The organism is Bacillus sp. JKS001846, assembly GCF_900176455.1.
In the GTDB taxonomy this organism is placed as follows: domain Bacteria; phylum Bacillota; class Bacilli; order Bacillales; family Bacillaceae_G; genus Bacillus_A; species Bacillus_A cereus.
In genome coordinates this window covers 1,038,149-1,064,184 of record NZ_FWYG01000001.1, presented here as the reverse complement: position 1 = coordinate 1,064,184, position 26,036 = coordinate 1,038,149, and the positions used below count along the sequence as shown (strand labels likewise).

Below are 26,036 nucleotides of genomic sequence, written 5' to 3'. Positions count from 1 at the left end.
ATTAACGATTTTTTAAATATATCTATCACAACTCTCAATATATCAACGATTTAACACGAAATTTCGATTTACCGACAAAGAATGACAAAAAAAGAGAGGCTGTCCAAAAGGACAACCTCTCTTTTCTTATATCAATTAAAATTTAAACTCTTGTCCAACTTCAAAGCTATCTTCTAATACAAGAATACCTTTTTCTTGTGGAGCATCTGGAAGCTCTAATTCACGTGCAGAGCAGATCATTCCAGAAGAAGGAACACCGCGAAGCTCAGCTGGCTTGATTAACATACCGCTTGGCATTACAGCGCCGATTTTTGCAACGACAACTTTTTGTCCTGCATCAACGTTTGGTGCACCACATACGATTTGTAATGTTTCTGTACCGATTTCTACTTTACAGATGTTTAACTTATCAGCATTTGGATGTTTTTCTTTTTCAGCTACATAGCCTACAACAAATTTCGGAGAAAGATCTGCTTCTACTGTTTCTTCAAAGCCATTCTTCGCTAAAATTTCGTTGATTTTCTCTACAAGCTCTTTCGTTAATGTAAGGTTGCCTGTTTCTTTTACTTCTAAGTAAGAAGATGCATTAAAGATGTTGAATCCTGCTGTCTCGTTGCTTTCACGATCGTATACGCGTGCAACATCTCCTTTGCGATCAAAAGTACGGTTCTCTAAAGTAATATCTTGTAAGGCAACAATTAAAGTGTCACCAATTCCTTCAAGGTTGTAAAAAACGTTCACTTCGTTCATCCTTTCTCTTTTCCATCTGTCTTCTTCCGATTTTTCGCTAAAATAAAGATTGGTTCAAATTCTCCATCTTCATATACGAATGAAAGTGATGTAATCGGAACATGCCCTTCGGCAAAAAATTTCATTGTCATTTGTGCAATAATATCATAACCGATTTCGTTGACGATATCAGCAATAATTAATACATCTTGGTGAGGAACAGCAACAACCATGTCACCAGAAATCTTTTCACGCATCGATTGTAGTAACGATTCGTTTAAAATACGAGTCGCGTCATACCCATCATTTGTGTTTAAAAAGTAGAATGTATTACCCGCTACTGTGTCTTGTTTAAATTCATAACCTAATGAGCGTGCGTTGAATAATGCCATTTCACGCACTTGCTGTTCTGTAAGTTCTAATTTTTGTAATAGACGCTCGTCAATTAGTCGATACGTTTTATTCGAATCTAACGCATAGTAAATACGTGTTTCCGCCGTATGATCCGTCATAATAAACGGATTTCCTTCTTCTGCTTGTTTCGGGAAAGAAGTAGAGCGAATAACAGGTAAAATTTTCGCTCCGCTATTTTCTTCTTTATGCATCGCAATTAGCGCTTCTTGTACGTAATAAGCAACTTCTTCAATTGCCTTTTCTTTGTTCACTTCCCATTTTGCCACAACTCCTGGAAGCGATACGTTAATACCTTTTTTGGAGTCTTTTTGTTCAATACGTAAAACTTCTTTCTCACTATCATACTGAAAGTCCCATTCTGGGCGAGATAATTTCTTTATTAGCTCATCTTTCATCTTTTTACTTGTCATCTTCATCTCTTTTTCCTCCCTTCCAAAAAAATAACCTCCCCCGCGAAGGTAGAGGTTGTTTTACAATTCAATTGGCAAATTGCCTTATTTTAAACCTTCAATGAACTCTTCGATTTGTTCTTGTGTTTTACGATCTTTGTTTACATAGCGACCAGTTTCTTCACCTTTATTGTACGCTACAAAGCTCGGAATGCCAAATACGTCTAATTTTACGCATAGATCAATAAACTCATCGCGATCTACATAGTAAAATGAGAAATCACTATATTTCTCTTCTACTTCTGGCATAAATGGGTCTACAAAGCGGCAGTCTGGGCACCATTCTGCTGAGAACATAAAGACTACATTCTCTTCATTTTTTAACTGTTGGAATTGCTCCATGCTTTCTAATGACTTCATCTATATTTCCTCCTCTAACGGGTACATTTTTCATGTTATAATCTTTCTTTTATACTACCATACATCGCGCACGGTGCAAGGTTTATGCTTGCTTTTTGTCATACTTATATTGCCCAACTAACAACTTAACAACGTGTACAAATAATTCCGTACGGTCGACATAATCATCTGTAAAAATACCGATCGCACCTTCGTGACTACGAATATCTTTTCGCTGCACAAACTCTTCCATCACTTCGCTTAATTCCTTACCATCTTCAAGAGGTGCTAAAAAATCGTCTGGTAACGTAATACGCGCTCCTCCGGCCACAAATACTTTCCCATCACTTGTTGCTAGCGCGCCCCAGTTACACATAAATAAACCGTGCTCCGTTTTCATTACGCCGCCTTCTAGCCCAATCCCAATTGGAGCTTCTCCGTCCTCTAGCGCTCGCTTCGCTCTATTGATCGCTCCTTGCATCGTCTCTTCATCTGAGAAAGGCTGAGCTGATACTCCTGACGGAACAGAAAGAGATGTAATTTCAGCATCTTTCCAAACCTTCTCCACAGCGCCAACCTTCGTTTTATTCTTCGATCCAACTACTACTTTCATTTCGTTCACCTCTATAAAAATTCATCATTCTATTCTAATATCCGCTTCGGCACAAATTAAGTACCAACCACTACCACACACCATCAGGGAATTCCTTCTCCCCATAAAAGAAGGTCGCTTTCTAAAATATTACTGGTCCTAAACACAAAAACAGGCTTCTTCTTTCTTCCTACCCGCGGTCTTAATACATCATTCGAGCACCCATTAGGCACTAACCGCCACCACTCATCGCTGGGTCATCTATTCAACCTAAAAAAAGAAGGGTTTTTCGCCCTTCTTCTCTACGCGTTATTCTTAATTGTCTCTAACGTCGTTTTATCTGTTGTTCTTACAAGCTTCGTAATTAATTCTTTCGCCGCTGCATAATCATCAACATGTAAAATTGAAGCATGTGTATGAACGTAGCGTGCACAAACACCAATTACTGCTGATGGGATACCAGAGTTACTTGTATGTACACGGCCCGCATCTGTACCACCTTGTGAAATAAAGTATTGGTACGGAATGTTGTTTGTTTCTGCTGTATCTAAAATAAATTCGCGTATTCCTCTATGTGTTACCATCGTGCGATCGTAGATACGAAGAAGAGCACCTTTTCCTAATTGACCGAACTGTGTTTTGTCACCAGATGCATCGTTTGCTGGACTTGCATCAAGCGCATAGAAAATGTCTGGTTGAATCATATTTGCAGCTGTTTGCGCTCCGCGGAGGCCTACTTCTTCTTGTACAGTAGCACCAGAATATAATGTATTTGGTAATGTTTCATCTTTTAATTCTTTTAACAATTCGATTGCAAGACCACATCCGTAACGGTTGTCCCAAGCTTTCGCCATAATTTTCTTTTCGTTTGCCATCGGCGTGAATGGGCAAATCGGCACGATTTGTTGTCCTGGTTTTACACCAATTTCAATCGCGTCTTCATAACTATCTGCACCTATATCAATTAACATATTTTTTATATCCATCGGTTTTGCACGTTGCGCGTCACTTAATAAATGAGGAGGAATAGAACCAACAACCCCAATAACAGGACCATTCTTCGTCATAACTTGTACACGCTGTGCTAATAAAACTTGACTCCACCATCCGCCTAACGTTTGAAAACGAAGCATTCCGTTTTTCGTAATTTGCGTAATCATGAAACCTACTTCATCCATATGACCTGCTACAAGAACACGCGGACCAGTTTCGTCCCCTTTTTTCAGACCAAATACGCTACCTAAACCGTCTTGTACAATTTCATCCGCATATTTGCTTAATTCTTGTTTCATAAAACGGCGTACATCATGTTCAAAACCTGATGCACCTTGTAATTCTGTTAACGTACGAAATAATTGTAATGTCTCTTTATTCACGAAGTCCCCTTCTTTCAAACCTTAGTAGAATACCTCTTTTATTGTAACGAAATTTTCGAAATGTTTCTAGTTTCTTCTTTTTTAGCTGTATTTGCTTTATAATTATTATCGGTACACTATTTTTATTTTATAGAATTGAGGTGAATATATGAGCTGGAAAGGTTTAGTAGCAGGTCTTGGCGTTGGGTTCGCAGCTGGTTATCTCGTTGCAAACAAAGTACAAGAACAATCCCATATTTCTTCAGAAAAAGCATTGAAAATGGTGAAACAAGCATTAAGTCATAAAGGTGAAATTACTGGCTCTTGGGTACATATGGTTCCAGAGACATTTGAAAAATATGATGTCGCATATGAAGTTTATCGCGGCGGTCTTACAACAATGTTAAATGATATACAAGAACGATTTGAATTTTTAGTTGATGCTAAAACAGGTACTGTTTTAGAGGTTATAGCAGCATAAAAAGGAGGGTTCCCATTAGGTGAACCTCTTATTTTTTTGAAATTGCGGGTATTGATTAAAATTATATCAGCGATTTTCCGAATATATCGGCGCAACTCAATTTATATCAGCGATTTCCCAATTATATCGGCGCAACTCAATTTATATCAGCGTTTGTTTAAATATATCGACTTACCGACAAAACCCGACAATAAAAAAGAGGCTGCTCCAATAAATATGATGGAACAACCTCCTATTTTTATGCTTCTATACTCGTTTTCCGTTCTACTTTTTCTACGATATGCCCTTCCTCATTCCACTTCACAGCGCGATAATATGCGTCATGGTAAAACGTAAACCATGCCTCTTTTTCAGCACCATACTTCATCCACTTTTGTTTATTTTCAATCGAGGTCATCGGATAATCGTCGTATGCCATTACCCATAATACATTTTGATGTGCGTGCGTCGGTAATAGGTCTGCTAAATGAAGCATCGTTTCCCCATGGCTTTCTAAAGCAATAACTGCATGTCCATCACTATGACCACCTGTATGCACCATTTTTATTTCATCTGTAATTTCTATTTCTTGCTGGAACGTAACAACTTGATCTACAATCGGCTCCCAATTTTCCTTCCAATATGTATTACGGGATCTAATATTTGGGTTCCTCATTTCATTCCACTCTGTTTCACTTACGTAAACTTTCGCGTTCGGAAACGCTGGTACAAGGTGATCACCTTCCCATTTTGTTAAACCAGATGCATGATCAAAATGAAGGTGCGTCATTAAAACATAGTGAATATCTTCTGGCTTTAATCCTAGTTTTTCTAATGATTCATAAACCGATGATTCTTCTGTTACACCTTGATTCCGCTTCATCTTCTCATTCAATTTACCGTTTCCTATTCCGGAATCAATGAGCATATTTCCGTCTTTCGTTTGCAAAAGTAACGGATCTGTTCGTAAATAAATATGATTTGTATCATTATGTTTATACTTACGTGACCAAAGTACTTTCGGCACAACACCAAACATCGCTCCCCCGTCTAAATGTGTATTCCCGCCTTTTAACCACGTTACTTTTATATCTCCAATTTGTAACTGTTCCATTACACATCCCCCTTTCAATTAATCTTAACATAAAATTCTGATTATTTTAGATGTAAAAAAACCTATGCATTACTGCATAGGCTCTGTACGATATTTTGCTTCAACTCGGTAAATACGATGACCTTTACTAGAGAATTTCTCTTCGTATTCAGTCATGATGTTACCTTCAAAGTCGCTGTTATGAAGATCTAAGCTTAAGTACGTTAGTAACATACCATACTCAGCCATACTCATAAGAGAATATTCAAATAGACCTTGGTTATCTGTTTTGAAATGAATTTCTCCGCCTTCTACTAACACTTCTTCGTAATTACGTAAAAATGTTTTATACGTTAAACGACGCTTCGTATGACGTTTCTTTGGCCATGGATCTGAGAAGTTTAAATAAACGCGATCAATTTCACCTTTCGCAAAGAAAACTGTTAAATCTTCAGCATCTTTATTAATTAACTTTAAGTTTGGTAATTCTTCTTCAATTAATTTATCAAGTGCATCTACAACAACACTTGTGAATTTTTCAATTCCAATATAATTAATATGTGGATTCGCTTTTGCCATATCATACATGAAGCGGCCACGACCTGTACCTACTTCAATGTGAATTGGTTGTTCGTTTCCAAATACTTCTTTCCAGCTACCAGCGCGCTCCTCTGGGTTTCCGATTACGATATGTGAATATTCATTAATTCGATCCATTGCATACGGTTTATGTCTTAAACGCATAGATGTTTCCCTCTCTTTACATAGCTATTTTAAAGGAATAATTCCTTCTTTCTTTTTTAATCAATCTACCAAACAAAAAACCAAGTACGTACGAGCACTCGGTCCGTTTCTTTCAAGTATAAGATGTACCATTTTGATAAAAACTACATACAGCATTAAACATTCCATGACGAAACAGCTTTTTCTCTTACATTTGAAGAGAAAAACAATCGAAAGGATGATCCGTTCATGCCAATTAATCAACAACATCAATTAGAAGTGCTGAAAGATATTTTAGTCAACCACCAAAGTGATTGCTGCGGGACAGTTTCAGAATGCGAGCAATTAGAGCGCCTCATTCAATCGTTACTCGCAAACGATAATATAAGTAGTGACGCTAAAACAATGCTAAACGATGTATATTCTTATAGTCAATCGGGTAAATCTTCCTCTAATTTGGACAACCATATTTCCAATAATCAAGAACAACTTACTCAGTGGATTGCTGGAATGGACAATTTTTCTTAAGTATTATTCTGAAGCAAGTAGTTGCTGTAAATATTGATGCCAATATTCAGCTTCTGCTTGCTGTTTTTTTGTTGTATGCCATTGAATAGACAAAATCGTTTGTGCTATCACATACCATCTCATACGCCTAAGCAGCGATTCATCCATTTCAATATCATAATAACCGAGCCACTCACTCCACTCCTGGCGCGGAATGTACCAATATAATAACATACCGAGGTCTAGAGCTGGGTCAGCAATTACAGCTCCATCCCAATCAATTAAAAACAATTCATCTTCATCCGACAATAGCCAGTTGTTATGGTTTACATCACAATGGCATACAACGAATTCATTGTATTCAATAGCTTTTAATGAATCCATTAAATATTGAAGGCCTTGCTGAATTGTTTCATCATCCCTTATATCTCCTCTTAAAACGAGTTGCAGTTGTTGTAATAACTCTTGTGCGTGAAGCGGCTGCTTCCCAAGTCTTTGAATCATCTGTACAAGCGCTTTAGAGGAGTGTATTTTCTTTAAAAGTTTCGCAACACGTTCTAGTTTCATATCCTCTGGCTCTAGCTTCTGTCCCGGAAGCCATTTTTGAGCAGAAATTACATCACCATTCGTTACCCTTCTTGTCCAAAGTAATTTTGGAACAATTCCTTCTGCTGACAATACCGCTAAAAAGGGCGATGTATTCCGCTTTAAAAATAACTTCTGTTGTCCGTTTTGCGCAATATATGCATCGCCCGTTACTCCACCAGCCGGTACAAGACTCCACTCTTTTCCTAATAATTGTTCCAACCATTCCATATTCATTACCCGTTAACAAATCCTTATCTTTTATAGTTATGAAAAGAAAAACCGCAACATTTCTACACATGTTGTGGATTCATATATTTTACTGTAAATGAAAAGAAAAATTAGCCTAAGCCAAAAATCCTCTATTTTATTTTACAAAACCTGTCATAGAATGACAACTTATCAAAATCGTCACCTTTGTCAATTCTACATTTATTACATTCTCATCGTCAAGTAGCGATTTGTCACATTATCGTCAATATATACGTGCTAATTGGAGCGAGCCTAAGTTCCTTTCCTCTAAATGAAGAAATTGGCTCTATTTTCGCTTCGTTTTCGTTTACTAACACATGCCACGTTGCTTCTTTCGGAAGTTGCACAGTTTTAGCTTCTAAACCGCTATTAAATAAGACGATAATCTCTTTCCACGGCCCAAACGATTCTGCATGCTCTAGGTGATATGCAAGTACTTCTGTAGATGTTTGTAAAAAAGTCATATGTTTTTTTATAAGGTCTGCATTTTGTAATCGGAATGCCCCATGCTCTTTACGAATCGCAATTAAACCTTTTATATAGTTAACGGTCTCTATCTCTTTCTCTTTTTGATCCCAATCTAATTGATTGATCTCATCATTTGCATTATAACTATTTTCATTTCCTTTCTTCGTACGATAAAACTCTTGTCCTGCGTGTAAGAAAGGAATGCCTTGTGAAAGAATAACCATTGCGCTCGCTAATAGGTGACGTTTTTTCAAAATCGTTTCTGATTCCTCATTACTGCGCACTAGTTTATCCCACATCGTCATATTATCATGACATTCTACATAGTTAATGCTTTGCGCCGGCTCTAAAAACAGCCCTGTTTCTTTCATACTTAAAAGACTTCCTGCTGCAATATACTGCAAATGATTACAGTCTACATGCCCACCAAATGCAAAACCACGCTTATTTATATGAAATGTACTCCCTTTTATCCCATCACGAAATTGATCATTAAACTGCGCGATATGTGGCATTTTCTTCGCATTATTTAACGTTGCTTTTTCCTCAAGAGGAAGCGGTGTTTGTAAATCCCATCCTTCTCCTAATAACAAAGCATCTCGTTTTATGTTTCGCACTTCTTTCTCTATCATATTCATTGTATCAACATCTAAAATTCCCATTAAATCGAATCGGAATCCATCGACATTGTATTCAGTAAGCCAATATAAAATAGACTCTACAATGAATTTCCTCATCATTTTCCGTTCAGATGCTATATCATTTCCGACTCCCGTCCCATTAGAAGGCATACCATCTTCACCATGACGAAAATAGTATCCTGGAACAAGCTTCTCAAATGATGATAGCTCTCTTTCATAAACATGATTATATACAACATCTATAATCACCCTAATACCTTGTTCATGAAATGTTTCAATTAGTTGTTTGCACTCAACTATCCTGTTATACGAATCAGAGGGGTTTGTAGCATAATATCCTGTTGGTGCATTGTAATATAATGGATTGTACCCCCAATTATAGGCAGAAGAAGGATTCGCCTCATCCACACCACCGAAACAATATAAAGGCAATAATTCAACATGCGTAACGCCTAAATCTTTTATATGAGACAAACCTGTCAATGTCCCATTTTGTCCTGTTGTTCCTTCTTCCATTAGCCCTTTATACGTCCCTTTTTTACTCACTCCACTGTTCGGATGAATAGTAGCATCACGAATATGCAATTCATACAATATGGCATCTGTCATTGCTTGTAATGGTGGTAATTGCTCTCGTTTCGTTACAGTCGTCTTTTCTAAATCGATAACAATGCCATACTTTCCATTTACAGTCACTGACTTTGCGTAAGGATCCACCGCTTCGTTCCATATTAAATTAATACAAACAAGAAATGTATAGCGTGCTCCGTCTAAATCACCTTGTAATGTTTGAATCCAAACTCCGTTTTCTCCCCTGTACATTTCATGATCGGTATATTCTTTATCGCTCTTATAAATTCTTACTTTCGCAAGCCTTGCAGTTGGGGCCCATACTTTAAATGTCGTTTCTTGTTTTTGATACACAGCACCTAAATCTGTACCTTTGTAATAATACTTTTCATCGAAAATTTTTGTTCGAATAACAGCACCTATTTGTAAATCAGTTTCTTCATTCCGTTCATCTCGTACTGTATAATACTTCCCCACATCTAGCGGCTCTTCTATAAAGCACTCATACTTCGTTGCATCTGGAAGCGCAATAGTATGAGCAATCGGTAAATCTTTCACATTACTTCCTTCTTGCAAACGAAATGTCCGACTTGTTCCATACGCATGTGGGAGCAAAATTGTAATTTTATTCATTTCATCTAAATAGGCATCAAATGGACGTTTTACTTTCAACATAAAAAAATCACCATCATTCTCAAAGTTAAAATAAAGTGAAACTTTAATGAGCGAGAAAATTTTTCCATCCTCACTTATTATTAGCCTTCACCAATTAGGCGAGATAAAATGAGCTGCAAATGATAAGGCTTTTCTTATCAACAAGACTCTATACAGTAACTCCATTCTTCTCTATAGTATATTCACCTGCATAAAAAACGTTTTCAACATTCTATTTTTGTAATTTTATTTCAGCAATCGATTTATACTTCGGGGTTTCTTTCACGTGGGATTCGTATAAAGTAATTGTATCTGCTTGAAATGATATTTCAGGCACTTCTTTTATACTTTCTAAACGAAACTTTTCTTCTCCTATCCATTTACGAGCAACGGTAATATGCGGGTGATACGGGCGTATTTCTAGAGAAAATCCATTTTCTTCACAAATGGCATGTACTTGCTTTTGCAACTGAAACAAATCGTGATTCTCACTTACCTTCGCCCAAAAAATACGGGGCTGATCTTCCCTACCAAACGTTGAAAAACCTTGTAACGTGAACGATAGTTCTTTTGTTTCTGCAACTGTTTGTAATCCATTTTTTATTCCCTCTAATTGTTCCTCCGTTGCACTCCCTAAAAATGAAAGGGTAATATGATAGTCTTCTTTATGTACCCATGAACGAAATTGTAATTCCTCTTGCATGTCCTTTTTATAGTTATACAGCATTTCTTTTATATGATTCGGTAACGTAATTGCGACAAAATAATGCAGTTCCATGTACATCTTCTCCTTCTTTCTATTGTTGCTTTTCTTTCTTATCTCATTCAGGTAAAAAGAAGCCGCTCTCCAAAATAGAGAGCGGACATTATTTATATATCCATTACTTCGCTAATTCATGAATTGCTTGCGCGTAAATTGCTGTTGCTTTTAATAAGTCTTCAATTTCGATATACTCATCTTTTTGATGTGCAAGTTCTTCTTTTCCAGGGAATAGCGGGCCAAATGCCACACCAGCTTTTAATGAACGAGCATAAGTACCGCCGCCGATTGCTAATAGTTCTGCTTTTTCACCTGTTTGTTCTTCATACACACGTTGTAACGTACGGATTAATACGTGATCTTTATCGACGTGATGTGGGCGAGAATTAGAATAGTCGGCCACTTCAAAACCATGCGTACCAACATATTCTTTCAACTTCACAATTGTTTCTTCAAAGTTAGTTGTAACTGGGTAACGTACGTTTAGCCCTAAGTTACCACCGTTTTCTTTCGTATAAGAAATGCGACCGACATTCACTGTTAACGGACCGCTAATTTCATCTTTATAAGCAATAGTAGCTTTTTCACCAAAAATATCACCAGTAAATGTTTCTGTTGCAAATGTCGCAAATGCAGTTGCTTTTCCATTAAGTGAAACTGTAGTTAAGAAGTTTGCTAATAATAAACCTGCATTTTCTCCTTTTTCAGGAGTAGATCCGTGCGCTGAAATTCCTTCTATTTGCAACGTCACTGCATTTCCTTCTATAGTCGATTTCCCTATTTTTTTAGCATTTTGTAAATATTCTTCATATGCTACTGTAAGTGCATTTACATCTTCTCCTGTAATAACCGCTTCTGCAAAATCAGGAACCATATTTAAACGGCGCCCTGAATCAAATGAAACAAGTTCATATGTACCTTTTTTCTCTTCACTACCATTTTGCACAACTTGTATATCAGAAATTCCTTTTTCTGCATTAATAATTGGAAAGTCTGCATCTGGTGCAAAACCGATTGTTGGCATTTCTTCATTTTTAAAGTAGTGATCTACACATTTCCAATTACTTTCCTCATCTGTTCCTATAATCATACGAACACGTTTTGAAAGAGGTAAGCCTAATTCTTTCACAATTTTCATCGCATAATATGCTGCCATCGTTGGGCCTTTATCGTCAATTGCACCACGTGCAAAAATCTTTCCATCGCGAATATCCGCACTATATGCAGGAGTCGTCCAGCCATCTCCTTCTGGTACAACATCAACGTGACAAAGAATGCCTACTAACTCTTCTCCTTGTCCCATTTCAAGATGACCTGCATATCCTTCTAAATTTTTAGAAGCAAAACCTTCAGTTTCTCCTTTATGTAACATGAAAGATAAAGCTTTTTCTACACCTTCACCGAATGGTGCGCCCTCTTTCGCCGATTCTTCTTCCCATACACTTTTAATTTGTAAAAATTGTTGTGTATCACGAATTAAATCATCTTTTCGTTTCGCAACTTCTTCTGTCCAATTAATTGCTGACATCACGCATCCATCCTTCACTATATTGTTTCTTTCATCATAACAAACCGAAATCTCTTATGCCATACACGAAAACTAAATACCGAACAATTGTAATATTTCAGATATTTCTCATTAGTTTTTCTTTTATTTTTTCAAAAAAATTTGCAGGAATTTGGCGTTTTACGTAGAATTTTATGTGTTAGTTGACTGACCATATATACAATGTCAACTACCAATATTTTTCTATATGAATATTTGTTAAATTTCTGTAAAATTTAAGTAGATTAAAGCATGAATTTTATCATGTAGAGTACAATGGTAGTAACGACCTTCTTTCCTGAATGGGGTCAAAAAAACTAGTAGAGGAGTGGTTTTCTCTTGAAACCTACAACTACTCGTATGCTAACACGCATTAAATCAATTTATATGTACATCAATGAAAACGGAACGGTAACGACGAAAGACCTTGTAGATGAGTTCGGGATCACACCGCGAACGATACAACGTGATCTAAATGTGTTGCAGTTTAATGAACTCGTGTATAGCCCTTGCCGCGGTAAGTGGACAACAACAGGAAAGAAAGTGAGAATGACCTCATAATGAAAAATAATTGTATGTAAATAAATACATACCCCTTTCTAATAATTAGAAAGGGGTCTTTTCTGCGCCTATAAAGGTACTACTTTTCAGTATCTACTTGATATGTTTTTAACATTTCTACTTCTTCATCTGTTAGCTCTCGGTATTGTCCAAGTTCTAGTTCTTCATCTAATACTAACGGACCCATCTCTGTTCTCTTTAAGTAGACTACTTTTTTCCCTACCGCTTCAAACATACGCTTCACTTGATGGAATTTCCCTTCCGTAATCACAAGCTCAATTTCAGAAATGTCATCGCTTTTCAATATTGTAAGTGCACCTGGCTTTGTTTCATAGCCATCATCTAAAATAACACCTTTAGCAAACTCTTTTACAACCTCTTCTGTTACTACTCCTGCAACGTGTGCATAATATTTTTTCGGCACATGCTTTTTCGGAGATAATAATTGATGTGATAACTTCCCATCATTTGTTATCAATAAGAAACCTTCCGTATCGATATCAAGTCGTCCAACTGGGAACGGATCAAAGATTGCATCTTCTAATTCTAATAAATCTATTACTGTTTCATGATTATCATCTTCCGTCGCTGAAATAACACCTTGTGGTTTATGCATCATTAAGTAAACAAATTCTTTGTATTCCACAACTTCACCGTGAATCATAACTTCTTGCTCTTCTACATTTACATGAACTTTCGCATCTTTTACTGGCGTTCCATCAATTTTCACAACGCCGTCTTTCAATAATTTCTTTACTTCTTTTCTACTTCCATATCCCATATTTGCTAATAATTTATCTAATCTCACGTTTTTCACCTTCTTTATTTATCATAGAAAAGGGGACGTAATTACGCCCCTCTTGATTTCAACTTTATTTTAAATCTACTACCAAGTTTACGTTGAATTTTATCTAATGCTTCTCCGCCAAATACTCTTTCAAGTACTCCTGTGCGAATTGCTAACAATCCGTAAACAAGACCGCCAATACCTGCACAAATCGCAACTGTTATAAGAGCACCAATACGGCCATCAGGCGAAATCATGAAGGATAGAAGCCATTGTGATAGTTTTACAGCAACGACCATTATAAGTGTCAGTACTGCAATTTGGAATGTTCTTTTATATACAACACCGAATGAATAGTGTGCATATTTTTTAATTTGTTGATTTGTGTACCAAACAGAAGCTAAGAAACCAACTGCTGTCGCTAGAATTGCTCCTACTGTACCGAAATAACGAATAAAAATTACGTTACATACAAATTTCAAAATAACGCCCATTATAAGCGCAATAATCGCATGCTTCTGCTGGTTAATACCTTGCAGGATTGCCGCTGTTACTGTAAATAAAGCGAATAACAACGCAACTGGTGCATACCACATTAATACTTGTCCACCTAGTGGATCTGAATCGTAAAACGCAGTATAAATTGGATATGCCAGTGAAGAAATACCGACAACTGCTGGCAATGTTAAAAACATATTCGCCTGGAATGTTTGTGTAATTTGTAATTTCAAATAGCGGTATTGTTTTTCAGTAAATGATTTTGTAATTGCTGGTACAAGAGTTAAACTAAACGCTGTTGCAAGTGATACAGGAATCATGATTAACTTATGCGTCCACATTGTGAAAATACCGAGAGCTCGCTCTGCGATATCACCTTGACCAATCGCCTGCATAATTGAGTTAAATGTCAATGTATCAATTTGTTGATATAAAGGAATTGTTAACCCAATTACAACGTAAGGAATCGCATATGCAAATAACTCTTTAAACAATTGAACGGTGCTTACTGTTGATTCTGGTACAGTTTGTTCAATTAAATATTGATCCAAATATTTTTTACGTTTTAACCAGTACCAAATTAACACACCGAGTGCTCCAACCGCTGAAACGAACGCAGCAAATGTCGCTACTCCAACTGCTGTTGCAACTGTACCGCCAAGTACTTTAATAACGATAAAACTACCCGCTAATAAAAAGACGATACGAATAATTTGTTCAATAATTTGTGAAACGGTAGTTGGTCCCATAGACTGGTGACCTTGGAAATAACCACGAATTAAACTCGCTGCTGGTACAACAATAAGTGCGAAACTTACAAGACGAATGATCGTCGTAACTTCTCCTACATTATTGTGTATACTTTGTTTACCAAGCATCGCTTCTGCAAACAATGGCGCCGTCATGTACAGTACTAGGAACGAAAGAACTCCTGTTACTATCATCATAACCATTCCCGAGCGGAACATTCTCCGGCTCGTTTTATAATCGCCAAGCGCATTATATTTGGAAACAAATTTTGAAACAGCAAGTGGCACACCTGCCGTTGCGATACTTAAAAAGATCGTATATGGAATGTATCCATATGTATAGAGCGTTCCGCCTTCTGTTCCTACTAATGCATGAAACGGAAAGACGTAAATCATGCCTAAGAACTTTACTAAAAATGTCCCTAGCGTAACAATAAGCGTTCCGCGCAGAAATTTCGAATCGGACATACAAAAATCCTCCTACATCTACATAAAGTGAAACTATAATTAGTTGGAGACTTCTCTCCTACTCCTTATTAGTTGAACCATTCGAGCATTTACAGGCTAACAGACTCCCTATTTACTTCTCCTAAATCTTGAGGTTTTAGTCTTATCGCCTACAAATGGCAGGATAGTGCTGAACTCTAACTTTTGTATTGTACCACAATTCTCTCATTAAGCAGTACTTCACTCTATTTTTCTTTTAAGGGAAAACATGCTATTCTTTTAGGCAGGAAATGTAGAAAATGAGGTCGATATATTATGCATTATGATGTTATTGTCATCGGCGGCGGTCCTTCTGGGCTAATGGCTGCAATTGGTGCTGCAGAAGAAGGCGCAAATGTCTTACTTCTTGATAAAGGAAATAAACTTGGGCGTAAACTTGCAATTTCTGGTGGCGGACGCTGTAACGTAACGAACCGTCTACCACTTGATGAAATTGTTAAACATATACCAGGAAACGGTCGCTTCTTATACAGCGCTTTTTCTATTTTTAATAATGAAGATATTATTACATTCTTCGAAAATCTTGGTGTTAAATTGAAAGAAGAAGACCACGGTCGCATGTTCCCTGTGTCAAACAAAGCACAATCTGTTGTAGACGCACTTTTAACACGATTAAAAGACTTAGGTGTAAAAATTCGTACAAATACGCCTGTTGAAACGATTGAATATGAAAATGGTCAAACGAAAGCAGTTATACTGCAAACAGGTGAAGTGTTAGAAACAAATCACGTCGTTATCGCTGTTGGCGGAAAATCAGTTCCTCAAACTGGATCTACTGGAGACGGATATGCTTGGGCTGAAAAAGCGGGTCATACAATCACAGAATTATTCCCAACAGAAGTACCTATCCTTTCAAACGAGCCGTTTATACGTGACCGCTCATTACAAGGCCTTGCTTTACGTGATATAAACTTAAGTGTATTAAACCCGAAAGGAAAAGCTATCATTTCTCACAAAATGGACATGCTCTTCACTCATTTTGGCCTATCTGGTCCTGCTGCTCTTCGCTGTAGTCAATTCGTCGTGAAAGCACTGAAAAAGTTTAAAACGAATACAATACAAATGAGTATTGATGCATTGCCAGAGGAAAATAGTGAGCAACTATTCCAGCGCATGCTGAAACAAATGAAAGAAGATCCGAAAAAAGGAATTAAAAACGTTTTAAAAGGTTATGTTCCTGAACGTTACTTCCTATTCTTATTAGAAAAAAATGAAATTGACGGTAGCGAACAAGCTGGACAAGTTTCTCACGAAAAGATTCGTGCACTTGTGAAAGACTTTAAAGAGTTTACTGTGAATGTAAATGGTACGCAGTCAATTGAAAAAGCATTCGTTACTGGCGGCGGTGTATCCGTGAAAGAAATTAACCCGAAAGAAATGTCTTCTAAATTTACGAACGGCTTATATTTCTGCGGAGAAGTTCTTGATATTCACGGTTATACTGGTGGCTATAATATTACATCAGCCCTTGTTACTGGTAGAATTGCCGGAACGACAGCTGGAGAAAACGCGAAAATGCAGTATTAAAAAAAGAAACAGGGATTCCTGTTTCTTTTTTTATAGGTACATGAAATTATATGAGCAATTCCACAAATATATCAGCGATTCCGCAACTTATATCGGCGATTTCCCAAATTTATCAGCGATTCTGCAACTTATATCGGCGATTTCCCAAATTTATCGACTTACCGACAAGAAACGACAAATATCTGCTCCATGTAACTTTCCATTGCTTTTTTGTTGCTTTATTTACCTTAGTACCTTTATATTTTATATTGTTGAATATTTAAAAAAGGGTAAGGGGAAAACAAATGAGAAAAAAAGTCATGATGTCTTTAATGTTAATGACGTTTCTTTCTGCGGTAGAAGGAACGATTGTTAGTACAGCAATCCCTCGTATAACGAGTGATTTGTCAGGCGTCGAACTTGTTAGTTGGGTATATGCAATTTATATGCTTGCAACAGCTGTTTCGACTCCAATATACGGAAAGCTCGCTGATTTATTTGGCCGTAAAAAAGTTTTACTGATCGGAGCTACAATCTTTTTAGTCGGTTCTGCACTTTGCGGAGTCGTTACATCGATGGAACAATTAATCCTCTTCCGCGCGCTTCAAGGTATCGGTGCTGGTGCTGTTATGCCAATCACAATGACGATTATTGGAGACTTATATAGCGAAGCGAAAGACCGCGCGAAAGCACAAGGTTGGATGAGTGCCGTTTGGGGTGTATCCGGTGTTATCGGACCGTTAGTAGGTGGATTTTTAGTTGATTCCCTTTCTTGGCGCTATATTTTCTTCCTAAACGTTCCATTCGGAATTATCGCTTGCTTAATGATTGCAATTTACTACAAAGAATCTATTAAAGCTGCTAAGCATCATATCGATTATCTTGGTGCAACAGTCTTCTCATTAAGTACAATCGCTCTACTATATGCATTATTAACAGGTAGCAGTAAGCAAAACTGGGGAGACATGACAATTATCGGCCTATTAATCTTTGCCGCGATTTCATTTATTATTTTCTTATTCATCGAGAAAAAATCTCCAGAACCATTAATTCCGCTAGCACTTTTCTCTAACCGTACATTATCTACGATAAATATATTAACTCTTATTGCTGGCGCAATGATTATTAGTATTACAATGTACCTTCCAATTTGGAGCCAAGGTGTATTAGGGAAAAATGCTACAGAAGCTGGACTTATTTTAATGCCAATCCCTGTTATGTGGACATTTGGCGCTATTTTCTCTGGTAACTTAGTAGGCAAATTAAAAACGAAACAAATCATTTTACTTGGAGCTAGCATTTTATCAGTCGCTACGTTCTTATTATTTACACTATCAACAAATTCACCATCGTTCCTTATTTATGTAGCAGTCGGATTATTCGGCTTAGGAATGGGGCTTGTGACACCGATTTACATGGTAACAATTCAAGCAGCCGTACCAGCTCATACACGCGGAACAGCCGTTGGTTTAAACACATTTATTAATACATTCAGTCAAACGTTAGGTGCTGCAATCTTTGGAACAATCTTTAATACGATGATTCATGCACGCGGCATTAAAAACCTTGATCTTGTATCTGGTGGACACGGCGGGACTACAGCAAGTGTAGCCACTGAATCACAATCCGCATTAGCTGCAAGTGTACACGTTATTTATATGAGCACTTTCGTATTAGCAGTATGTACATTAATTATCGGTTGGCTTTTATTAAAGCCAGCTACACAAACAAGTGAGCAACAATAAAAAGGATGACCATTTTGGTCATCCTTTTTTTATTCTTCATTCTCCACAATATGTTTCAGCATGGATAATTTATTATCCCAAAAACGTTCATAATATGAGAGCCACTGTTGTAATTCTTCTAATGGTTCTGGATGCAAACGATATATCTTCTCTCTTCCGCTTTTTCTTCCACTTACTAAATTCGCTTCCGAAAGAATATGAAGGTGCTTTACAACCGCAGTACGACTCATCGGAAAATGATCCGTTATTTTGGAAATCGGTAACTCTTTGTCACTTAATAACCGTATTACTTCTCGGCGGGTTGGATCAGCAATTGCTTGAAATACATCATATTTCGCTGCTGACGAGGACACTTAGCCTTCGACAACCTTTTTCAGTTTTTCATTTACAATTGCTACCCAACCACCGCTCATTCTATCGCGAATAATAGAGCTCTTCGCATTTGCTTTCGGAAGAATTTCATCAGGATGTTTCCAGCCGCCGTGAATTAACGTAAATTCTGTTTTGTTATCTCCTAAGTCTTTCAAATTAAATGAAACAACCCAGCCATCTGTATCCCATGAGAAAGATAAATGGTTTGGCTCATCAATTTCTAACACTTTACATGGTGATGGCCCAAATGGTGATTGCACATGAAATTCATGTCCTACCTCTAATACAAAATCATTTGGCATAAACCATGACGCAATCCCTTCTGCAGTTGATACTACACTCCATACCTTTTGAATAGACGCGTTAAAAACGATTGTTTGTTTAATATCATTTAATGTATTTTGTTGTTCCATTTTCATTCTCCTTTACTCGGCGTTACAACATAACACCTTTTGGTTATACTTTGATAATATAACACCTTTTAGTTTCATGTCAACGCCAATTCTTTTACTGTTGAGAAATTCTCAACATTTTTTCAACAGGACAAACACCCTCTTAGCATTCCCTCATAATATACTCACAAAGGCAATACAAAATAAAAACTTCTCTCGACATGAAACTCCATCATTCATATTGAAAGAAGCGCCTTACTTATATCATGCGTACTTCGTCTCTCCTCCTTCCCTCAAGGGACAATACGCGAGATATGACAAATCAGAAGGAATATGCCCACCATTTGAGTAGGTAGTTATTTCTCTTCTCCTCAACATTTCCTCAGGAGCGAAATGACTACCGACTCACTTTTTTCAAACAAAAATAAAAAGGGGATGAAAGCTATGTTCTATTGCATTAACTGTTCTGATATTCATCATGAAAAACATCCGAATGATAAAGTATTCAAAAACGGTTTTTATATTGATCCATTTTTAGGTGATCGTTATCACCTTGGTATGTGTAAAGATGCCCAAAATCATGAAACAGGGGAGCCTCTTTTAACGACAAAGAAATTAGGCACACCCCAATCTATTATGAACGTATTACCGACACATGTTGTCCCAACATAAAACATAAAAAAGAGCTGGGTGAGCCAGCTCTTTTTTATGCTTTATAAACGATCATTGCTGAAAAACAATAAATTTGGTTTTCATCGTCGTTAATGGAAACACCAACTTGATACTTAATATCTACAAAGTTGCTATCATCAATCTTTTTCAAAAACACATTCACAGCGTCTTCTAAGTCTTTTTCGTGACTTTCATCAAACACTTTCACACGAATCATGTTAACACCATCCTAGATCGCAGCCCTCCGCCGCTTGATTATTGCCACGGTGCGTATCTATGATGCGATAAAACTTTCCATTCTCATATATATATCCGTCTTCTAACACATATTTTTTATCTTCAGTATAGACATAAAACTTACCTATCATAAATTTACTCGTATATAATTCCAAATAATTTGGTCTAAATTTAGCTACAACTTTATTTGTAATATCAATTTTTATTGTGCGCCCCACCTTCTCTCCCTCCTTTGCAAAGAACGGATTTAGGTATATTGTATTAGCGCTTTTACATTTTATGCTTAAAAATAAGTGGATATGCCCTCTTTCTCACCTGTACTATTTTTCTAAAAAAATCACTATAAAGTGAAACTTTAATCAGCCCGACCACCCACCTAACTTCTTTGCTTTCGCTGAATTTTGAGGTGGGGGTCTTATTGCCCGTTAATGCGGGATAAATAAGTTCAAAAAAAAACATAAAAAAGCACTTTATCTTATTGACTCGAATATAAATATTATGTTATCATATAAAATTTGACATTTTTACATACGTATGCTATCATTAAAAGTGGTTACCACATATGGAGGTGGATGATTTGTTTCAAATTGGTGATAAAATCGTTTATCCAATGCACGGTGCAGGAATCATCGAAGCAATTGAAGAGAAAGAAATATTAGGTACTTCACGTCAATATTGTGTGATACGCATCATTAGTAAAGATATGCAAGTAATGCTTCCGATGGATCAATTAAAAAAATCAGGTATTCGTTATATCGTTGATCGAGGTACGTTAGATGATATACTTCTTGAATTTCAAAACGGGGAGTCAGACCCATCACTCTCATGGAAACAAAGATATACAATGAATATGGAAAAAATGAAAAATGGCAATTTACAAGATAGCGCAGAAGTGGTTCGGGATTTACTTCGCCGTAATAAAGAGAGAACATTAAATGCGAGCGAAAAACAAATGCTAGATAATGCACGAAAAATGATGATCAGCGAAGTCGCGCTCGTACAAAATGTTACTGAACATCAAGCAACAGAATTTCTTCAAGATACAATTAATCACTAAATTTAAAATAGCTGGCCGCTATTTTTTTTTGTAAAAAAAGGACGAAGAGTTTTATCTCTTCGTCCTTTTATATTACCCACGCCCAGCTTGAAACGATGGATATAACGTCATTCCACCATCTGCAAATAGCGTAATTCCCGTTACGTAACTCGCCTCTGATGAAGCAAGCCAAGTTGCTACTGCTGCGATTTCTTCAGGTTTTCCAATATAGCCCATAGGTATCATACTTTCTACGTCAGCACGTTTTTTAGGATCAGCAAACTTTTCTGCATTGATTGGCGTATTAATTGCACCTGGTCCTATATTATTTACTCGAATACCTTTTGGCGCATATTCTAGCGCTAACGTTTCTGTCATCAGTTTAATGCCACCCTTACTTGCTGCATAGTGCACAAATAGTGGCCACGGAATTTTCTCATGAACACTAGACATATTAATGACAGACCCTTTAATATCATGTTCTACAAAATATTTAATCGCTTCACGACTTCCTAAAAAAGCACCTGTTAAATTTGTATTAATTACCCTATTCCAATCTTCAAGCGGCATTTCATGCGACGGTACCGCGTTTTCTATCCCTGCATTATTAATCATAACGTCAAGCGTACCAAACTCTTTCACAGCAGATTGAATGAGATTCACAACATCTGATTCGACGGTTACATCACCTTTTACAGCAATCACTTCGCCGCCTACCTTTTTAATTTCTTCTAACACATCATTCGCTTCTGATTCTCGTGAGCGATAATTAATAACCACTTTCGCTTTTTCCTTAGCAAACCTCACTCCCATCGCTCTTCCGAGACCAGTTGCTGATCCTGTAATAACGACAACTTTCCCTGCTAAATCACTATACATTTCCATACCTCCTTTAACTTTTGGCTATACCTAACATAATTCCGGCTGCGATAATAAAAACGATACCGACAACGATACCCGTTAATTGACGTTTCGTTTTCTTTTCACCTAATATAAGGATCCCACCAAGCGTGGAAATAATAATTCCCATTTGCGATAGCGAGAAACTTGTTGCAACTCCAACACGCGGCTGTGAAATGAATAAAAACATATTTCCAGCTGCCCAAATTAATCCTGGAATAATATTGCGAATTGCATATTTATTAAATGGATGATGTTTAAAGGTAAGCAAAATCCCACCTAACACCATACCAACTGCTTGTGGCAACAAAGCCGACCAGCCATCTACGTTAAATAACCTAATTACTACTACGTAAACTAAATAACCGACTGTTGAAATTAATAAAATTACGATACCTCTTTTAAAGTTTGCTGCTTGCTCTGCATTCTTTTCTTCTTCACTTTGAAGCGATGTTAAAATAACACCGATAATAATACAAACGAGCGCTAAAATCCCAAGGACGACCGATATTGTCGTGGACCATTCATGAAATACGATAACGCCAAATAAAGTCGTCGCGACTAATTGAAGTCCTGTTGAAATTGGCATCGTCCTCGAAACACCCATTAAATCAATACTTTTCAATTGATTTGCCTGACCAAGCGCCCAAAATAAACCTGACACAACTCCAACTCCGATAACGGTAGGTGTTAATACTGGCTTCATAAAAATATAAACAACAATTGAGAAAATAAGTGCTCCAAACGTTGTTCCGAGCGTTTGACTATACGGGCCCCCGCCCAGTTTTACGTTAAATAGCACAATACTTCCCCAAAATATAGCTGGTAAAATCGCTAAAAATATATCCATCACTCATTACCTTTCTTTACTAAATGCCATAGATTATCACTCTAAGTCGTTAGAGTGAGCTTTTATTTTTTCTTTTTCCCGTTCACAAACTTTTTCTGCAATAACGTCAGAAACATTCTTTTCTCGCTCCACTTTCTTTATCTTTACGTGATCTAAATGGTCTTCCAAAGTAAGCGTAACTTTATCGTTCGGCGGATTATGCGCTCCTTGAAATGTAAGAAATTGTAGCTTCACTTCGTATCTAGGAACAAATTCATCTTTCTTGCCGAGACGCTTTATATCTATAACTGAAGCACATTCATATTGATCTTCTGTCACTTGTCTAATAACTGAATAGTACCTATTTGATAATGCACTCTCTAAAAGCTGTTCTCTTGATTCTTTCGCGAAAGAATCGCTTGGAGAAGAGAAAAAGGCCACACATAGCATTGTGATAACTACACATATTTTTTTCATAGTTCCCTCCTTGTTCTATAGATTAGTGTTCTCAAAACTGCCATAAAAAAACGACTTTCCCTATGTAGGAAAGTCGTTTTAATGAATCCAATATTAACCACCGCTCACTGGTGGAATTAGTGCAACAACATCACCAGATTGGACCCTGTCATCTTCATTTGCGTATTCTTCATTAATCGCAACCATAATTGGCTCTGAAACTGGTACATTATATTCGTTCGCAACAACATCTTTTAACTGTGCAACCGTAATATTTTCTTTCTCTATTTGTAATTCACTTGTCCCTGCTTCTTCTTGCAAGTGCGCAAATAACAATACTCTAATCATACTTATAGCTCCTTCCCAGGCTCTCCCGCCGGATATGGTGTTTTTTCTAATTGATCACCAATCCATGAGTCACCATCTTCCCAAAACTCCTTTTTCCAAATCGGAACAATTTGTTTTATGCGTTCCATAATATATTCGTTCGCTTCATAAGCCGCTTTACGGTGTGGTGTTGAAACAGCAACAACAACCGCTATATCAGAAATTTGCAACGTACCGATGCGATGTGTAATCGCAACATATGTACCTGGCCATTTCTCTTTCACTTCCAAGCCAATTTTCTCTAGCATCTTTTCTGCCATCGTCTTATAAGCAACATACTCTAAGTATAATGTACGACGCCCTTTCGTAAACTCTCTAACCGTTCCAATAAATGTTGTAACAGCACCGCATTCACGTCGAATTACTTTCTTCGTTACTTCTTCAATTGAGATTTCTGTATCAATTACTTCATAATATGTATTTATCATTTCGCACTCCTAACCGTTTGTAAAAACCAGTCTATGTACAACTCTTCTTCTGTTATATGAAATACTTTATATTCTTCTCGTATATTTGCCGGAACATCATACCACGTAATAACCGCCACAATATTTTCTACTTTATGTAAAAGCTCAATGTCTTCCGCAGAACGAAGTAACACTACTTTCGAGTAATTCTCTTTTTTATAGCCTTCTATTAAAATTGTATCCACTTCAAAAAACTCATATAAGCGAATAATTTCTTGCAAGGACCATTTCTTTCTTAGTGAAGAAAGTGAAAGCAATCCAGCACCTTCTACACTACTTACGACAGCACCAGCTTTACGGTGTCTTTCGCTATCTTTTTGCGCTACTTCTGGAAAGCCTCCGTGCCCGTGATGTTTAATTGTAGCAACTTTCATTTTTCGTTCAGCTAATGCATGCACCACTTTCTCAACAAGTGTTGTTTTCCCGCTATTTTGATATCCTACTATTTGTAAGATTGAAGTGGCTTTGCCCATGGCCAATCACATCCCTCAGAGTGCTCTAACAATAATACGGATACTTTCATTCCGGTCTCAAATCCTCTCGTTCCTCCAGGTAACACGATAAAAGCATTCGCATCTGCAAGTGAAGATACCGCACTCGATTTATCTAAACCAACTGGCATCGCTTGTAACGCCCCGTCCACAATTGTTACGTTCGCTCTTACGAAACGAGTAAATGGATTTGGCTTTGGAAAATCTTTTTGTAAAATAGCATCCGCTCTATATACGTGAGGTTCCTTCGCATACAAATACGTTTTTATAATTGGATGCACAAATAATTCAAAGCCTACATAACAAGCAGACGGATTTCCTGATAAACCAAAGAGTAACTTTCCATCAACTTCAGCTACTGTCGTTACACTTCCGGGCCTCATGGCTATCTTATTAAAGAGTACATTTGCCTGTAACCTTTCATAAATAGCTGGTAAGTAGTCATAATCTCCTACTGATACACCGCCTGTTGTAATTAAAATGTCGACCTCATCCACCGCTGATTGAACAGCTGTAAAACATGCATCTAACTCATCCGCGAGTTGACCATAATAACGAACTTTCCCGCCAGCTTTCATAATTTGAGCTGCGATCATATACGAGTTACTATTTCTAATTTTCCCCGGTTCTAACGGCTCATGTACTTCTAATAATTCACTTCCTGTCGTTACAATACCGACAACAGGCTGTTTTACAACTTTCACAGTGCTATATCCAAACGTTGCTAATAAGGCGGCAACACCTGGATTAATTGCAACGCCTTTCTGAACGAGAACTTGATTTTGTTTTATATCTTCTCCTTTAAACGACACATTGTCACCGTTATTAAAAGGGCGTTTTAACTTCATATATGTTTTCCCGTTCTTCTCAAACCCTTCTGTCAGCTCTAGCATTACGACTGCATTGCAATCTTTTGGAATAGCTGCTCCTGTCATAATACGAACCACCTGAAAAGATCCTACTTCTTCTGTAAAAACAGAACCTGCCCCGATTTCTCCTATTACTTCAAATTCAACTGGATTCTCTTGAGTTGCTTCTTTCGTATCTTCTGCTCGAATGGCGAAACCATCGTAAGGGGAACGATCAAAATGAGGAACGTCATGATCTGAGACAACATCTTCCCCGAGAATTCTCCCGTAACTTTCCGTAATAGAAATTTCTTCTACTTCACCATGCTTTGCATATTTCATTACCCGTTCTACTGCCTCAGCAACTTGAATTGGAATTCGTTTTTCTACCATCGTTTCTCACCTCATATTTGCAATTTTTTTTATCTCGATTAAACTTTATATATTCAATAGAAATTA

General features: G+C 37.2%; 31 protein-coding genes. 7 read left to right on the top strand and 24 right to left on the bottom strand.

Going from position 1 to position 26,036, the window contains the following annotated elements; genetic code table 11:
* Positions 1-135: 135 nt before the first annotated feature.
* The 5 genes from ytpR to B9A45_RS05810 form a co-directional block, all read right to left on the bottom strand.
* Positions 136-750 (bottom strand): YtpR family tRNA-binding protein, encoded by a 615-nt coding sequence (gene ytpR, locus B9A45_RS05830; protein WP_001006761.1) that lies wholly within the window; start codon positions 748-750, stop codon positions 136-138.
* Positions 747-1,559: a DUF1444 domain-containing protein gene (locus tag B9A45_RS05825; RefSeq protein ID WP_000784588.1), complete on the bottom strand. Its 813-nt coding sequence runs from the start codon at positions 1,557-1,559 to the stop codon at positions 747-749. Before B9A45_RS05825 ends, ytpR begins: the two co-directional genes overlap by 4 nt.
* 78 nt (positions 1,560-1,637) lie before the next feature.
* On the bottom strand, positions 1,638-1,952 hold the full coding sequence (locus tag B9A45_RS05820; RefSeq protein WP_000838193.1) for a thioredoxin family protein: 315 nt from the start codon (positions 1,950-1,952) through the stop codon (positions 1,638-1,640).
* Positions 1,953-2,034: 82 nt separating this feature from the next.
* Complete coding sequence (locus tag B9A45_RS05815) at positions 2,035-2,544, bottom strand: DUF84 family protein (RefSeq protein ID WP_000869937.1); 510 nt, start codon at positions 2,542-2,544, stop codon at positions 2,035-2,037.
* Between the two features lie 281 nt (positions 2,545-2,825).
* Positions 2,826-3,899 carry a M42 family metallopeptidase gene (locus B9A45_RS05810; protein WP_001031507.1) on the bottom strand — a complete coding sequence of 358 codons (1,074 nt, stop codon included), beginning with the start codon at positions 3,897-3,899 and terminating at the stop codon, positions 2,826-2,828.
* A 148-nt stretch (positions 3,900-4,047) separates the two neighbouring features.
* Between B9A45_RS05810 and B9A45_RS05805 the strand changes: the two genes are divergently transcribed.
* Positions 4,048-4,359, top strand: coding sequence for a PepSY domain-containing protein (locus B9A45_RS05805; RefSeq protein ID WP_000118543.1), 312 nt, complete (start codon positions 4,048-4,050; stop codon positions 4,357-4,359).
* A 238-nt stretch (positions 4,360-4,597) separates the two neighbouring features.
* Here the strand turns inward: B9A45_RS05805 and B9A45_RS05795 are convergent, their stop codons facing one another.
* Positions 4,598-5,452: a YtnP family quorum-quenching lactonase gene (locus B9A45_RS05795; RefSeq protein ID WP_000436862.1), complete on the bottom strand. Its 855-nt coding sequence runs from the start codon at positions 5,450-5,452 to the stop codon at positions 4,598-4,600.
* Between the two features lie 69 nt (positions 5,453-5,521).
* A complete protein-coding gene (trmB, locus tag B9A45_RS05790) occupies positions 5,522-6,175 on the bottom strand; it encodes a tRNA (guanosine(46)-N7)-methyltransferase TrmB (protein WP_001239385.1) in 654 nt (217 codons plus the stop codon).
* Between the two features lie 228 nt (positions 6,176-6,403).
* Here trmB and B9A45_RS05785 point away from each other — a divergent pair, with 228 nt between their 5' ends.
* Positions 6,404-6,682, top strand: coding sequence for a YtzH-like family protein (locus B9A45_RS05785; protein ID WP_001122235.1), 279 nt, complete (start codon positions 6,404-6,406; stop codon positions 6,680-6,682).
* 3 nt (positions 6,683-6,685) lie between these two features.
* Here B9A45_RS05785 and B9A45_RS05780 read toward each other — a convergent pair whose 3' ends face one another.
* From B9A45_RS05780 to pepV, 4 genes are all read right to left on the bottom strand, one after another.
* Complete coding sequence (locus tag B9A45_RS05780) at positions 6,686-7,483, bottom strand: phosphotransferase family protein (protein WP_001986674.1); 798 nt, start codon at positions 7,481-7,483, stop codon at positions 6,686-6,688.
* 227 nt (positions 7,484-7,710) lie between these two features.
* On the bottom strand, positions 7,711-9,852 hold the full coding sequence (gene pulA / locus B9A45_RS05775) for a type I pullulanase (RefSeq protein WP_016110808.1): 2,142 nt from the start codon (positions 9,850-9,852) through the stop codon (positions 7,711-7,713).
* 211 nt (positions 9,853-10,063) lie between these two features.
* Complete coding sequence (gene thpR, locus B9A45_RS05765) at positions 10,064-10,609, bottom strand: RNA 2',3'-cyclic phosphodiesterase (RefSeq protein WP_000418996.1); 546 nt, start codon at positions 10,607-10,609, stop codon at positions 10,064-10,066.
* A gap of 103 nt (positions 10,610-10,712) precedes the next feature.
* Positions 10,713-12,119, bottom strand: a complete 1,407-nt coding sequence (pepV, locus tag B9A45_RS05760; protein WP_001274250.1) for a dipeptidase PepV — start codon at positions 12,117-12,119, stop codon at positions 10,713-10,715.
* A gap of 357 nt (positions 12,120-12,476) precedes the next feature.
* Between pepV and B9A45_RS05755 the strand changes: the two genes are divergently transcribed.
* Entirely contained in the window at positions 12,477-12,698 is a 222-nt protein-coding gene (locus tag B9A45_RS05755) for a DeoR family transcriptional regulator (RefSeq protein WP_000805512.1), read from the top strand.
* Positions 12,699-12,777: 79 nt separating this feature from the next.
* Here the strand turns inward: B9A45_RS05755 and B9A45_RS05750 are convergent, their stop codons facing one another.
* Both B9A45_RS05750 and B9A45_RS05745 read right to left on the bottom strand, forming a co-directional pair.
* Positions 12,778-13,506, bottom strand: coding sequence for a pseudouridine synthase (locus B9A45_RS05750; RefSeq protein ID WP_084063923.1), 729 nt, complete (start codon positions 13,504-13,506; stop codon positions 12,778-12,780).
* A 41-nt stretch (positions 13,507-13,547) separates the two neighbouring features.
* Entirely contained in the window at positions 13,548-15,200 is a 1,653-nt protein-coding gene (locus tag B9A45_RS05745; protein ID WP_001284029.1) for a putative polysaccharide biosynthesis protein, read from the bottom strand.
* 294 nt (positions 15,201-15,494) lie between these two features.
* Between B9A45_RS05745 and B9A45_RS05740 the strand changes: the two genes are divergently transcribed.
* Positions 15,495-16,766 carry a BaiN/RdsA family NAD(P)/FAD-dependent oxidoreductase gene (locus B9A45_RS05740; protein WP_000558859.1) on the top strand — a complete coding sequence of 424 codons (1,272 nt, stop codon included), beginning with the start codon at positions 15,495-15,497 and terminating at the stop codon, positions 16,764-16,766.
* 284 nt (positions 16,767-17,050) lie between these two features.
* A complete protein-coding gene (locus B9A45_RS05730; protein ID WP_084063922.1) occupies positions 17,051-18,490 on the top strand; it encodes an MDR family MFS transporter in 1,440 nt (479 codons plus the stop codon).
* Positions 18,491-18,519: 29 nt separating this feature from the next.
* On the opposite strand, the gene B9A45_RS05725 is transcribed toward B9A45_RS05730, so the two are convergent.
* Positions 18,520-18,843, bottom strand: coding sequence for an ArsR/SmtB family transcription factor (locus B9A45_RS05725; RefSeq protein ID WP_000098837.1), 324 nt, complete (start codon positions 18,841-18,843; stop codon positions 18,520-18,522).
* Positions 18,844-19,275, bottom strand: a complete 432-nt coding sequence (locus tag B9A45_RS05720) for an SRPBCC family protein (protein ID WP_000437769.1) — start codon at positions 19,273-19,275, stop codon at positions 18,844-18,846. It lies immediately after the preceding gene.
* A 423-nt stretch (positions 19,276-19,698) separates the two neighbouring features.
* Between B9A45_RS05720 and B9A45_RS05710 the strand changes: the two genes are divergently transcribed.
* On the top strand, positions 19,699-19,926 hold the full coding sequence (locus B9A45_RS05710) for a DUF3973 domain-containing protein (protein ID WP_000498988.1): 228 nt from the start codon (positions 19,699-19,701) through the stop codon (positions 19,924-19,926).
* A gap of 34 nt (positions 19,927-19,960) precedes the next feature.
* Here the strand turns inward: B9A45_RS05710 and B9A45_RS05705 are convergent, their stop codons facing one another.
* Together B9A45_RS05705 and B9A45_RS05700 are read right to left on the bottom strand one after the other, a co-directional pair.
* Positions 19,961-20,143 carry a sporulation protein Cse60 gene (locus B9A45_RS05705; RefSeq protein ID WP_000621751.1) on the bottom strand — a complete coding sequence of 61 codons (183 nt, stop codon included), beginning with the start codon at positions 20,141-20,143 and terminating at the stop codon, positions 19,961-19,963.
* Between the two features lies 1 nt (position 20,144).
* Positions 20,145-20,381 (bottom strand): DUF2553 family protein, encoded by a 237-nt coding sequence (locus B9A45_RS05700; RefSeq protein WP_000533804.1) that lies wholly within the window; start codon positions 20,379-20,381, stop codon positions 20,145-20,147.
* 344 nt (positions 20,382-20,725) lie between these two features.
* On the opposite strand from B9A45_RS05700, the gene B9A45_RS05690 reads away from it, so the two are divergent.
* Positions 20,726-21,220 carry a CarD family transcriptional regulator gene (locus B9A45_RS05690; RefSeq protein ID WP_000451444.1) on the top strand — a complete coding sequence of 165 codons (495 nt, stop codon included), beginning with the start codon at positions 20,726-20,728 and terminating at the stop codon, positions 21,218-21,220.
* Positions 21,221-21,292: 72 nt separating this feature from the next.
* Here B9A45_RS05690 and B9A45_RS05685 read toward each other — a convergent pair whose 3' ends face one another.
* From B9A45_RS05685 to moeA, 7 genes are all read right to left on the bottom strand, one after another.
* Entirely contained in the window at positions 21,293-22,078 is a 786-nt protein-coding gene (locus tag B9A45_RS05685; protein WP_084063921.1) for a glucose 1-dehydrogenase, read from the bottom strand.
* A gap of 13 nt (positions 22,079-22,091) precedes the next feature.
* Positions 22,092-22,949: a glucose uptake protein GlcU gene (gene glcU / locus B9A45_RS05680; RefSeq protein WP_000350861.1), complete on the bottom strand. Its 858-nt coding sequence runs from the start codon at positions 22,947-22,949 to the stop codon at positions 22,092-22,094.
* A 36-nt stretch (positions 22,950-22,985) separates the two neighbouring features.
* Complete coding sequence (locus B9A45_RS05675; protein WP_000717679.1) at positions 22,986-23,405, bottom strand: DUF3888 domain-containing protein; 420 nt, start codon at positions 23,403-23,405, stop codon at positions 22,986-22,988.
* 93 nt (positions 23,406-23,498) lie between these two features.
* Positions 23,499-23,732 (bottom strand): molybdopterin converting factor subunit 1, encoded by a 234-nt coding sequence (gene moaD / locus B9A45_RS05670; protein ID WP_000621778.1) that lies wholly within the window; start codon positions 23,730-23,732, stop codon positions 23,499-23,501.
* A 2-nt stretch (positions 23,733-23,734) separates the two neighbouring features.
* Entirely contained in the window at positions 23,735-24,199 is a 465-nt protein-coding gene (moaE, locus tag B9A45_RS05665; RefSeq protein ID WP_000611226.1) for a molybdopterin synthase catalytic subunit MoaE, read from the bottom strand.
* The gene (gene mobB, locus B9A45_RS05660) at positions 24,196-24,717 is read right to left on the bottom strand and encodes a molybdopterin-guanine dinucleotide biosynthesis protein B (RefSeq protein ID WP_002101454.1); all 522 of its coding nucleotides are present in this window, start codon (positions 24,715-24,717) and stop codon (positions 24,196-24,198) included. Before mobB ends, moaE begins: the two co-directional genes overlap by 4 nt.
* Positions 24,681-25,970, bottom strand: a complete 1,290-nt coding sequence (gene moeA / locus B9A45_RS05655; protein ID WP_000229696.1) for a molybdopterin molybdotransferase MoeA — start codon at positions 25,968-25,970, stop codon at positions 24,681-24,683. The genes mobB and moeA overlap by 37 nt, the downstream gene beginning before the upstream one ends.
* Between the last annotated feature and the right edge of the window lie 66 nt (positions 25,971-26,036).

What these genes read in the sequence shown, in the direction of transcription:
- B9A45_RS05740 (WP_000558859.1), top strand. Translation starts at nt 15,495, where the DNA reads ATGCATTATGATGTTATTGTCATCGGCGGCGGTCCTTCTGGGCTAATG.
- B9A45_RS05780 (WP_001986674.1), bottom strand. Translation starts at nt 7,483, where the DNA reads ATGAATATGGAATGGTTGGAACAATTATTAGGAAAAGAGTGGAGTCTT.
- pulA (WP_016110808.1), bottom strand. Translation starts at nt 9,852, where the DNA reads ATGTTGAAAGTAAAACGTCCATTTGATGCCTATTTAGATGAAATGAAT.
- B9A45_RS05820 (WP_000838193.1), bottom strand. Translation starts at nt 1,952, where the DNA reads ATGAAGTCATTAGAAAGCATGGAGCAATTCCAACAGTTAAAAAATGAA.
- B9A45_RS05685 (WP_084063921.1), bottom strand. Translation starts at nt 22,078, where the DNA reads ATGTATAGTGATTTAGCAGGGAAAGTTGTCGTTATTACAGGATCAGCA.
- B9A45_RS05690 (WP_000451444.1), top strand. Translation starts at nt 20,726, where the DNA reads ATGGAGGTGGATGATTTGTTTCAAATTGGTGATAAAATCGTTTATCCA.
- B9A45_RS05785 (WP_001122235.1), top strand. Translation starts at nt 6,404, where the DNA reads ATGCCAATTAATCAACAACATCAATTAGAAGTGCTGAAAGATATTTTA.
- B9A45_RS05730 (WP_084063922.1), top strand. Translation starts at nt 17,051, where the DNA reads ATGAGAAAAAAAGTCATGATGTCTTTAATGTTAATGACGTTTCTTTCT.
- moaE (WP_000611226.1), bottom strand. Translation starts at nt 24,199, where the DNA reads ATGATAAATACATATTATGAAGTAATTGATACAGAAATCTCAATTGAA.
- B9A45_RS05815 (WP_000869937.1), bottom strand. Translation starts at nt 2,544, where the DNA reads ATGAAAGTAGTAGTTGGATCGAAGAATAAAACGAAGGTTGGCGCTGTG.
- B9A45_RS05805 (WP_000118543.1), top strand. Translation starts at nt 4,048, where the DNA reads ATGAGCTGGAAAGGTTTAGTAGCAGGTCTTGGCGTTGGGTTCGCAGCT.
- moaD (WP_000621778.1), bottom strand. Translation starts at nt 23,732, where the DNA reads ATGATTAGAGTATTGTTATTTGCGCACTTGCAAGAAGAAGCAGGGACA.
- glcU (WP_000350861.1), bottom strand. Translation starts at nt 22,949, where the DNA reads ATGGATATATTTTTAGCGATTTTACCAGCTATATTTTGGGGAAGTATT.
- B9A45_RS05675 (WP_000717679.1), bottom strand. Translation starts at nt 23,405, where the DNA reads ATGAAAAAAATATGTGTAGTTATCACAATGCTATGTGTGGCCTTTTTC.
- B9A45_RS05720 (WP_000437769.1), bottom strand. Translation starts at nt 19,275, where the DNA reads ATGGAACAACAAAATACATTAAATGATATTAAACAAACAATCGTTTTT.
- B9A45_RS05795 (WP_000436862.1), bottom strand. Translation starts at nt 5,452, where the DNA reads ATGGAACAGTTACAAATTGGAGATATAAAAGTAACGTGGTTAAAAGGC.
- B9A45_RS05745 (WP_001284029.1), bottom strand. Translation starts at nt 15,200, where the DNA reads ATGTCCGATTCGAAATTTCTGCGCGGAACGCTTATTGTTACGCTAGGG.
- B9A45_RS05825 (WP_000784588.1), bottom strand. Translation starts at nt 1,559, where the DNA reads ATGAAGATGACAAGTAAAAAGATGAAAGATGAGCTAATAAAGAAATTA.
- thpR (WP_000418996.1), bottom strand. Translation starts at nt 10,609, where the DNA reads ATGGAACTGCATTATTTTGTCGCAATTACGTTACCGAATCATATAAAA.
- ytpR (WP_001006761.1), bottom strand. Translation starts at nt 750, where the DNA reads ATGAACGAAGTGAACGTTTTTTACAACCTTGAAGGAATTGGTGACACT.
- B9A45_RS05710 (WP_000498988.1), top strand. Translation starts at nt 19,699, where the DNA reads ATGTTCTATTGCATTAACTGTTCTGATATTCATCATGAAAAACATCCG.
- trmB (WP_001239385.1), bottom strand. Translation starts at nt 6,175, where the DNA reads ATGCGTTTAAGACATAAACCGTATGCAATGGATCGAATTAATGAATAT.
- pepV (WP_001274250.1), bottom strand. Translation starts at nt 12,119, where the DNA reads ATGTCAGCAATTAATTGGACAGAAGAAGTTGCGAAACGAAAAGATGAT.
- B9A45_RS05705 (WP_000621751.1), bottom strand. Translation starts at nt 20,143, where the DNA reads ATGATTCGTGTGAAAGTGTTTGATGAAAGTCACGAAAAAGACTTAGAA.
- moeA (WP_000229696.1), bottom strand. Translation starts at nt 25,970, where the DNA reads ATGGTAGAAAAACGAATTCCAATTCAAGTTGCTGAGGCAGTAGAACGG.